We start from the raw sequence: 8,270 nt of genomic DNA, 5'->3' as shown, positions 1-8,270 counted from the left end.
ATGGCGATTCCGTCGGCGAGGTCGAGAGTTCGGAGTACTTCGGGCACTGGTGGTCGCTTCGGTCGAGGTCGGTTGTTGTGGTGGTCGAGTCGGTTGTGGTTGGGCGGCGCCGTCGCCGTGGTCCTGGTCGGCGCCGTCGTCGTGGTGGAGGCAGCCGAGACCGCCGAGACGGGGAGCCCCACGATGGAACGACCCATCCGTCTCGGCGGCCTCACGCGCCGCGGCCGGCTTTTACCCGACGCAGCCGCAGCGCGAGTCTTGGAGCGCGCTGCCTAGCGCGGCCGATCACCCGGCGAGAGCGGTGATGCGCTTGCACGCCGACGGATCCGAGATTGCAAGGGCCGGCTGGAAGTAGGCGGTCAGTTCCAAGGTGCGCCGGTTCGGGTACTCGGTGGCACGCACGACGATGCCGGACTCGTCCTCGAAGCCGACGTACCCGACGCCGCCCTGCTTGAGTGCCCACGCGACGCCCGGTTCGACCAGCCGGTTGGTTACCAGTGACGTGATCCCGGCGCTTGCCAGCGCGCCGGACAGGTCGGGGCCGTAGGCGGACCGGAGTTCGTGCCCCTGAGTCGGATGCACAATCAAGGTGTCGTACTGGTGCCCGAGGCCCTGCAAATCGGCGGCGAGTTGCGCGCGGCTCAGGTCGGCGGTCGGCCGCTCCGAGCTCGGCGTGATGTCGGTCGGATCGCCGACGAACACCAAGTCGGACCAGTCCGACCCCAAGATACTCTCAGCGGGATCGCAGGCCGCGGTCAGTGCAGCCATCGCCGCCGAGTCGAGTTGCAGCACCAGCGTGTTTGAAATCTGCGCGGCAACCCGCTTCAAATAGTCGCCCTGACCGCGCGCCAACTGTTCCTCGTACACCTGCACTGTGGTGCCCCAGTCGTGGACAGGTGCCACGTCGGCGTCGGGATCGACCGGCCGGGTGACCCGGTACTCGCCGCCCGGCGCGCGTTCTTCGACCTCGTTCTCTAGGGTCAGCTCGGCCAGGGATGCCTTGTTGTATTCCATCCCGCCGCCCGCGACGGGACCAGCGAACGGAGTAAAGAACTTGCTGGTCAGGGAGTCTTCCTCGGTCAGGCGCCGAATCTCAGACTCGATGACCGACGGTCGCTGAAGAATCTGCCGAAACGTGATCTTGCCGCCGGAACTGGTGGGAGTGAACAGTGCCATGTTTTCGCCTTTCAGGTGTCAGCAGCGCCGACGCCGGGCCGCTTCGAGTTGAACTGTGGTCCGATCGAAGACCCACCGGCCGGAGATCCGCCGGCCGGGCAGCGTGCCGCGGCCGGCGAGGTCGCGAACGTTCGCAGGCGTACAGCCCAGAAGTGCCGCGGCCGTCGCCGTCCCAATCTGATCCTCATAACTGTCAGCGTCGGCCGGATCGAGCAGCCGGTCGAATCCGCTTGCGCCCGCACCGGAAGCCGCTTGCGCTGCCGCAAGGATCCGGCGGTGCAGATCCTCGACAGGCAACGCGACCCGGCCCCCAGTGACCCCCAGGTGCCGCCGAAGCGTGGCAAACGAGCTCACCACCAGCCGCGCGTCCGCGACCGAAAGCCAGACGCCCGGCCCGATCGCTTCAGGCATGACGACCACCCCCGGCGGCCGGATCCTGTTTGGTCCACGGCCGGCGGCCGGCCAGCACACCGGGCGGCCGCTTCTTCGACGGCAACCCCGACGCCCACACCTTGCAGGCGTCCAGGACCGGGCAGGCACGGCACAGTGCGACCGCCCGATCGTGGCGGGCCGAGACCTTCTCGGCAGGCTCACCGACGCCGCCCTCGTCGAACAAGTCCCACAGGCCCAGGCACGCGGCCCCGGAGAAATCGGGTATGCGGCCGCCGGGCAGGTCGGCCTGCCGGGCCAGCGCCGCGACCAGCGCCCCGGTCACCGGTCGCCCCCGTCGTCGTCGGCCTCGAGAAGCGCAGCCACCCGCGCAAGCTCGAGCAGATCAGCCCGCAGCACCCGAAGATCAGCACCGGAGACCGCCCGCATCGCCCCGACCAACGCCCCGGCCAGATCAGCGGCATCGGCGCCCTCGAGGCCGGCGAGCGCTTCCACCACCGCCCCGACGCCCGCGTGATCATTGTCGAGGCCGGCGGCCAGCAGAGCACCGGCCAGCCGATCGAGCACCAGCATCTTGTTCAGGTCCGCACTCATACCGAACCACCCCCCTCGACCCGATGGCGGAAACACGAGGCACCGGCCACGGAGACCGGAGCCCGGCACGGACGCCCAGCCTTAGTCGGCCGCCCACACCGACGACCGGCCAGCCGTACCCGCTCAGCCCAGCCAGCCGGCAACGGCCCGACCTTCTCGTGCGCCGGGCGCCGGGCGCCCAGGTCCGCCGAATCGTCGCCGACCAGTTCGTCGGCCAGGATCCACAGGACACGCTCACCGTCGGCTTCGACAGTCTCGGCGGCCGACCGCCCCGGCAACCCGACATCGCAGAGGCAGCGGCGCGTGGAGTCGTCTACCAGACTCCACCGATCGAACTCATTCACGCCGCCACCGCCCCCGCCGGACCGGCCAGCCAGACCCGGAAGTCGCGGGCGGACCCCACCGTCCCCCACCCGGTACAGCGGCCCCGGGTATCGATGCCGATCCGGCGGACCCTGAACAGTAGATCGCCGCCGCAGTCCAGGAACACCGGCCGCGAGCACGCGAGCACGGATCGGCGCGCGTGCTTCCACCGGAACCCCGCCCACGTCGGACGCCGGTAGAGGATCAGCCGCTCAGCGGCGAACGCTTCCCGAGCATCGAAGATCCACGCCATCGGCCCGTAGAACTGTTCCCGCTCCACAATGGCGGCCGCAGAGATAGGCGAGTGCTGAACCTCCACCACTCGGCCGTCCGGCGTGAGGATGTCGGCGCGGTGAGGCCCGATTGTCACCTCCACCCGATCGGCCGGCGCCGCCGATTGCCAGTCCAGGTGCCACGAGTTGTCCGGTTCGGCCCACTGGTCGCAGTCGCGGGCCAGGTGCGCCCAGTGCCAAGCGGTCAGGCCACCGCACTTCGGGATCAGGCCACCACCGCAGCCGCGGCAGACCCCGGCCGCGCCCGGCGTCGCAGTAATCAGATCCCCGGTCGGGGAGAGCGCGTACCTCATGGCAGCCCCCCGTCAGAGTCAGCCGCATCGCAGTCGATACACGTCTGATTCCACTGGCTCATCCGGCGACCACAGCCGAGACAGGTAGGCCACTTGCCACCTTGCTCAGACTCGGCGAAGTCCCCCGAATCCGGGACCGCATCACCCCTCATGGATTCCCCATGGGTTCCATGGGTTCCCACGTTCTGAGAGGTGGAATCCATGGAATCCATGGGGGAATCTATGGACCACACGTAGCCGGCGCCCTTGCCGAACCCCACACGCTTAGACCGGATACCCGACGACTTGGCCGCCCGCTTCTTCTTGACCTCGTTGTCGGTCAGGCCAGCAGATCGAGTGTGTTTGAGGACATCGGACACCGGAGCGGACCCGCCGCACTCGGATAGGTACTGCCGAACGATTCCAAGTGCGCTGTCGTCGTCCTCGTCGCCGTCGCCGTCGTGGTCGGCCAGCAGTGCACGCGCATCCCGCTCGTCAATGCCCAGCCACTCCACCCGAGCCACCCCGAGCTCGTCAGCCGAGACCAGCCGATAGCGCAGGGACGCCGGAGCCGGCCCCAGGTTCGACTTGGTAGAGGCGAGCACACGCACCGCCGGATCCTGCCGATCGGCAGCGACCAGCAGCCCCGACCGGGCGGCCCCGACGATGCCTATGGAACCACCACCCCGGTACATCGGGTCGCCGCCCTTGGACTTGTTCAGGTGCCGCAGCAGCAGCACCGTGCAGCCGGTCGCGTCAGCCATCGCCGCGAGCCACGACAGCACGCGCCGGATGTCCTGATCCTTGTGCGCATCCACCCGCGAGGGCAGGAACGCCATCAGCACGTCCACGACCAGCAGCCGCGCCCCGGTCCGGCGGATAATGTCTTCGAGCTCGGCGACGTTCGCCAGCGTCGGGGGAACCAAGGTGCCGTCGTCCAGCCGGATTCCCTGCACAGCATGAACGCGCTGAACGTCGGCGCCGGCAGCGTCGAGCCGAGGCCGCACCGTATCGGCTAGCCCGTCCTCACCGGACAGCAGCACCACATCGGCCGGGGAGCTACAGCGGGTACCGTCCGGCCAGTGACCGCCCGTGGTGATCGTCGCCGCGAACGACAGCGCCAAGGTGGACTTACCCAGCGACGGATCGCCGTCGAGGGTGACCAGCTTTCCGGCCGGCAAGCGCCCCGGCCACAGCCAGTGAACACGCTCAGGCACAACGTCGGAGAGCCGGACCACCGATATCTGATGTCGCAGATCGTCGCCACTCATGCCGACACCGCCCCAGCCAGATGGGCAGCGAGCCCGCGGTAGCCGCTGTCCCACAGATCGAGCAGATCGGCGCGGACCCACGACGGAGCGAACCCGGCCGCACGCAGATGCGCATCAGCGGCCGCAGCCGCATCCGGATCCAGGCCAGGCCGCCGGCACAAACACGACCACGGATCCGCGCAGCCACAAGCCAACCGTTCTAGCCGGGCCGAAGCCGCCCGACGTCGGCTATACTCGGCGGCGAGGGACATTGTTTTTGGAGAAGAGGCCCCGCCCGACCCGGCGGGGCTTTTTCGTGCCGTCACGCCCGACCACCCACCTGAGAACCGAGCAGATCCTCGGCGACCTCGGCAGCATCCAGTCGGATCATCCGCGGTCCGATCCGGTAGCCACGCAGCCGCCCGGATGCCAGATACCGGCGAACTGTTCGGGTCGAAATCTCGTACTTCTGTGAAACCTGCTCAATCGTGAGCATCGTCGTAGCCGACATGAAAGGCACTCCATCGCCAATCAGCGGGAGGCCCAGGAGCAGTGCTCAACCGGTATCGTCCCGCAGCAGTCGCTACGACCAGGTTAGTCGCGCACCTAGGTTCGCTGCCTAGGCTCAGGCCGGACGTAACGCCCAACGCCACTGACACTAGCACCAGAGGCCAGACAGTGACAGAACCCCACCCGGCTACCCGTACTTCCGCAGCAGATCCCGCAGCACCTCAGCATCGACCCGGCCCCGGCCAGCATCGACCAGAGGCCCGAGCACCCGCCCCAACTGGGGCAGGGTGACCGCAACCTCATGCCGCGGCCCGAGCACCCGATACCGGGCGCCTTCGACCACCTCGATGCCGCCAGCGCCGTCGTCGATCACACCCCCGGACACCGACACCCCGCGGTAGTTCTCAGGCCAGGCCAGCGCATCCGGGTGCGCCCAGTGCCGCCGCCCATACTTCCGCGCCGAGTCCGGCGTCTGCACCCGCTCAACAGTCCACTCGACATGCTCGGCCCCGCCCACGGTCGAGGTAATCCGGCACACCACCGCCACGGTAGAGCCCCGATCGGTTACCCGAATCCGCTCAGTCTTGGAGCTACGCATCGCCCTCGTCCTTTCCGTCGTCCAACACCGACATCCGCGCCGCAAGCGCAGCATCCCGACCGGCCGCCACATGCTGATAGCGCATCGCCATCTCCGGAGTCGTATGCCCGAGCCGCGCCATAATCTCCTTGGTGGTCCCCCCAGCGTGAGCGAACAGCACCGCGCCAGTGTGCCGCAGATCGTGAACCCTCATGTTCTTCTTACCGGCCGGTAAAGCGTTCTTGAAAGACTTGGTGAACGCCGACTGGGAGAGCCGGTTCCCTCTGGTGGTTCGGAACAGCAGCGACTCAGGCCCCCGGCCGACATGCCGCTTCATATGGGCGGCGAGCACCGCCGCGACATCGCCGGGCAGGTTCACATCGCGGACGCCGGCCGCACTCTTGGGAGCACCGACCACCATCTTGTCCCCGACACGCACACAGGCCCGCCGCACCCGCAGCAGCGTGCCCGAGTCGGTCACCACTACGTCCTTGCGGCGCAGTTCGATTAACTCACCGAACCGCAGAGCAGCACCGGCCGCGACCGGCACCGCAGCCCGGTACGACTCAGGCATCGCCGCCGACACGGCAGCGAGCTCGGCCCCCGTCAGCAGCACGATGTCGCGCCGCTTCGGCACCTGACCGGCGCCCTTGATCTTGCACGGATTCTCCGAGACAAGACCGTCCTCGGTCGCGGTATTCATGATCGTGCGGAGCAGTTGAAAGGCGTGAGCCCGCCGCGTCGGCGTCTTGTCGCCCATGCCCGCAAACCAGGTCCGCACCAGCGCCGGCGAGATGTCCGAAATGAACTCGTCCCCGAGAATCGGGAGGATCCGCGAATCGAGTAGGTCTTGGTACAGCGCCCGAGTCTTGGGGGAGACGTCCCGCTCGGCGAGCCACTGACCGGCGTACGACCGCAGGGTGACCACCACCGGAACCGCGTCGGCAGCACGCTCGGCCGGCGGAATCCACGTACCCAGGTCCATCAGCCGGTGCTCAGCCGCAAGCCAGCCTTCGGCATCTGTTTCCGCGTCGAAAGTTCGCGGCGCATAGATGCGGAGGCCACCCCCCGGTCGGTCTGGATCGAGATACGACGCCTGAAACCGGCCTGACGGCAGTTCTCGCACGTGTCCGAAGCCGCGCCGAAGCCTTACGCGCCTAGCCACTTCGTGCTACTAACGTGCAATAGGGACGACATGGCCTGTCCCATTGTGTCTGGTCGTGTCCATGTGTAGAGTGTTCCCTACCAGCGGTAATCGAGTCAATAACCGCAGGTAGACCTAATCGAATACCTCGTAAACCGAGCCAAGTTCGAGTCCTGGCGGCGGAGCAGTATATAAGCGCAGGTCAAAAGCCTGCAAAGCCGGTCGGCTGTGGCGTTCGGGCCCCTAATGTGCCCTTAGAGACACCGAATGGCGTCAGGAGCCGTCGATTTCCGCCAGCGCTTCGGCGATCGGGCCGTCGGCGGTCGGGCGGACGAGCCGGGAGACCTCCTGACCGTCGCGCAGGAAGATCAGCGTCGGCCACAGCTTGACGCCGAACGAGCGGCCCAGGGGACGGCCCGGACCGTCCTCGGCCCGGATCACCTGCACTCCTGGGTGGTCGGTCAGCGCCCGGCCCATCGGACGCTCGGCGATCCGGCAGTGGCCGCACCAGTCGGTGCCGAACACCAGCAGCGCCGGTCCGGTGAGCGCGTCGATGTCGGCGCGCCCAGGCTGTTCCTCCAGGTAACCCGTCGATTCGGTCATGCGGTCCACGATACGTACTCCGCGAGTTCGGGCCGGCGGTCGTGCGGATCACCGCTGACACGACCACCGGCCGCCCTGACGCCAGATCATGCGGTCACCGCGGGGCGTGTCTTGCGGACCAGGTGGTGACACAGAAGCTGCTACAAACAGGGAGTGGCATCGCGTAGTGGGAACTCCAAGGTCACCGGCCTTCTCGCCGGCACCGCACTCGTATTGGCACTCGCCCTGGCTGCCTCTGTGACCTACCTGCTCACCCGGGGTGCACAGGCCGAGCCGAGCGCTGGGCCGCACACGGTGGTGGTCACCGAGACCAACGATTCTGTTCCGCCGCAGCCCGCAGACCCGCAACCCCAGACCCCTGAGCAGCAGGGCCAGGCCGATCCGGCGCCCAGCGTCTCGGCAGTGGTGCTCGACGGGCCTTGTCTGGAGTCTCAGGTGCGGCAGTTCGGTACCGACGTGACCGGAACGAGTGTGGTCTGCGCCTATGTCGGCCCCGGTGGGGGATTCCGCTGGGTCCGGCACGCCGATCGCAGCGCCGAGGTCCACAATGTCGGCGCCCCGTGCGATTCGGCAGTCGATCGTGTCGCTCAGGATCCCAGTGGCCTGGCGATCATGTGTGCCGGCGACACCTGGGTCACTGGTCCTTGAGCCCGCCGGATCCGCCGGCTGCGGGGGTCACCCCGCTGATGCACCAGCCCTGGGTCTTGTCCTTCCGCAGGGAGAGTTCGTAGTGCTGGGCTGAACGTTCCGCCGGCGTCACCTGAACTCCCGCTTGTCCCCGATGCCCTTCGACGCTGGCCGGTGTCGACACGGTCATCGAGCCGGCCGAATACGCCGAATCGTCCAACGACTGGCGGCCCGACCATCCGTCGGCGTCCCCGGGGCAGAACGTCTGCTCGACCGCATCGCTCAGGCCCGCCTCGTTATAGGAGTTGGCGAACGTTTCCACGATCGCCTGTGCTCGCTGGGTGTTGGACTCCGGCGAATCATCCGAGCGGGGCACGTCCCCGCACGCACTCAGGGCGAGAAGGCCTGCGGTCGCGAGGGTTCCGGTGAGGAAGAAGCGGGGGTTGCGCATGCCCGAATCGTACCGGAACA

At 67.9% G+C, this 8,270-nt stretch carries 13 protein-coding genes; 1 reads left to right on the top strand and 12 read right to left on the bottom strand.

Going from position 1 to position 8,270, the window contains the following annotated elements:
- Window positions 1-285: 285 nt before the first annotated feature.
- The 11 genes from GOHSU_RS16035 to GOHSU_RS15985 all read right to left on the bottom strand — a co-directional run bounded on the left by GOHSU_RS16035 (window position 286) and on the right by GOHSU_RS15985 (window position 7,172).
- A complete protein-coding gene (locus tag GOHSU_RS16035; RefSeq protein ID WP_005944368.1) occupies window positions 286-1,176 on the bottom strand; it encodes a major capsid protein in 891 nt (296 codons plus the stop codon).
- 18 nt (window positions 1,177-1,194) lie between these two features.
- The gene (locus GOHSU_RS16425) at window positions 1,195-1,587 is read right to left on the bottom strand and encodes a helix-turn-helix domain-containing protein (RefSeq protein ID WP_005944367.1); all 393 of its coding nucleotides are present in this window, start codon (window positions 1,585-1,587) and stop codon (window positions 1,195-1,197) included.
- Window positions 1,580-1,891, bottom strand: coding sequence for a hypothetical protein (locus GOHSU_RS16025; RefSeq protein ID WP_005944365.1), 312 nt, complete (start codon window positions 1,889-1,891; stop codon window positions 1,580-1,582). Before GOHSU_RS16025 ends, GOHSU_RS16425 begins: the two co-directional genes overlap by 8 nt.
- Window positions 1,888-2,160, bottom strand: coding sequence for a hypothetical protein (locus tag GOHSU_RS16020; RefSeq protein ID WP_005944361.1), 273 nt, complete (start codon window positions 2,158-2,160; stop codon window positions 1,888-1,890). Before GOHSU_RS16020 ends, GOHSU_RS16025 begins: the two co-directional genes overlap by 4 nt.
- Before the next feature lie 340 nt (window positions 2,161-2,500).
- Window positions 2,501-3,109 (bottom strand): competence protein CoiA family protein, encoded by a 609-nt coding sequence (locus GOHSU_RS16420; RefSeq protein WP_005944356.1) that lies wholly within the window; start codon window positions 3,107-3,109, stop codon window positions 2,501-2,503.
- On the bottom strand, window positions 3,106-4,359 hold the full coding sequence (locus GOHSU_RS16005) for an AAA family ATPase (protein ID WP_005944353.1): 1,254 nt from the start codon (window positions 4,357-4,359) through the stop codon (window positions 3,106-3,108). The genes GOHSU_RS16420 and GOHSU_RS16005 overlap by 4 nt, the downstream gene beginning before the upstream one ends.
- Window positions 4,356-4,520, bottom strand: coding sequence for a hypothetical protein (locus tag GOHSU_RS16840; RefSeq protein ID WP_155821352.1), 165 nt, complete (start codon window positions 4,518-4,520; stop codon window positions 4,356-4,358). Before GOHSU_RS16840 ends, GOHSU_RS16005 begins: the two co-directional genes overlap by 4 nt.
- Window positions 4,521-4,660: 140 nt before the next feature.
- The gene (locus GOHSU_RS16000; protein ID WP_245551779.1) at window positions 4,661-4,834 is read right to left on the bottom strand and encodes a helix-turn-helix domain-containing protein; all 174 of its coding nucleotides are present in this window, start codon (window positions 4,832-4,834) and stop codon (window positions 4,661-4,663) included.
- Between the two features lie 201 nt (window positions 4,835-5,035).
- Window positions 5,036-5,386, bottom strand: coding sequence for a hypothetical protein (locus GOHSU_RS15995; protein WP_155821350.1), 351 nt, complete (start codon window positions 5,384-5,386; stop codon window positions 5,036-5,038).
- 52 nt (window positions 5,387-5,438) lie between these two features.
- Window positions 5,439-6,551 carry a tyrosine-type recombinase/integrase gene (locus tag GOHSU_RS15990; protein WP_487042770.1) on the bottom strand — a complete coding sequence of 371 codons (1,113 nt, stop codon included), beginning with the start codon at window positions 6,549-6,551 and terminating at the stop codon, window positions 5,439-5,441.
- 291 nt (window positions 6,552-6,842) lie between these two features.
- The gene (locus GOHSU_RS15985) at window positions 6,843-7,172 is read right to left on the bottom strand and encodes a thioredoxin family protein (protein WP_024333008.1); all 330 of its coding nucleotides are present in this window, start codon (window positions 7,170-7,172) and stop codon (window positions 6,843-6,845) included.
- Window positions 7,173-7,325: 153 nt separating this feature from the next.
- Between GOHSU_RS15985 and GOHSU_RS15980 the strand changes: the two genes are divergently transcribed.
- Window positions 7,326-7,820: a hypothetical protein gene (locus tag GOHSU_RS15980; protein WP_005944337.1), complete on the top strand. Its 495-nt coding sequence runs from the start codon at window positions 7,326-7,328 to the stop codon at window positions 7,818-7,820.
- On the opposite strand, the gene GOHSU_RS15975 is transcribed toward GOHSU_RS15980, so the two are convergent.
- On the bottom strand, window positions 7,807-8,270 hold a 464-nt coding region (locus tag GOHSU_RS15975; RefSeq protein WP_005944334.1), incomplete at its 5' end, for a hypothetical protein. The genes GOHSU_RS15980 and GOHSU_RS15975 overlap by 14 nt on opposite strands.

It is taken from the genome of Gordonia hirsuta DSM 44140 = NBRC 16056, from assembly GCF_000333015.1.
In the GTDB taxonomy this organism is placed as follows: Bacteria; Actinomycetota; Actinomycetes; order Mycobacteriales; family Mycobacteriaceae; genus Gordonia; species Gordonia hirsuta.
This window is presented reverse-complemented; position numbering and strand designations above follow the sequence as displayed.

Bases quoted from the DNA above. Each gene is read 5' to 3' on its own strand.
- GOHSU_RS16425 (WP_005944367.1), bottom strand. From the start codon at position 1,587: ATGCCTGAAGCGATCGGGCCGGGCGTCTGGCTTTCGGTCGCGGACGCG.
- GOHSU_RS15985 (WP_024333008.1), bottom strand. From the start codon at position 7,172: ATGACCGAATCGACGGGTTACCTGGAGGAACAGCCTGGGCGCGCCGAC.
- GOHSU_RS16005 (WP_005944353.1), bottom strand. From the start codon at position 4,359: ATGAGTGGCGACGATCTGCGACATCAGATATCGGTGGTCCGGCTCTCC.
- GOHSU_RS16000 (WP_245551779.1), bottom strand. From the start codon at position 4,834: ATGCTCACGATTGAGCAGGTTTCACAGAAGTACGAGATTTCGACCCGA.
- GOHSU_RS16420 (WP_005944356.1), bottom strand. From the start codon at position 3,109: ATGAGGTACGCGCTCTCCCCGACCGGGGATCTGATTACTGCGACGCCG.
- GOHSU_RS16035 (WP_005944368.1), bottom strand. From the start codon at position 1,176: ATGGCACTGTTCACTCCCACCAGTTCCGGCGGCAAGATCACGTTTCGG.
- GOHSU_RS16020 (WP_005944361.1), bottom strand. From the start codon at position 2,160: ATGAGTGCGGACCTGAACAAGATGCTGGTGCTCGATCGGCTGGCCGGT.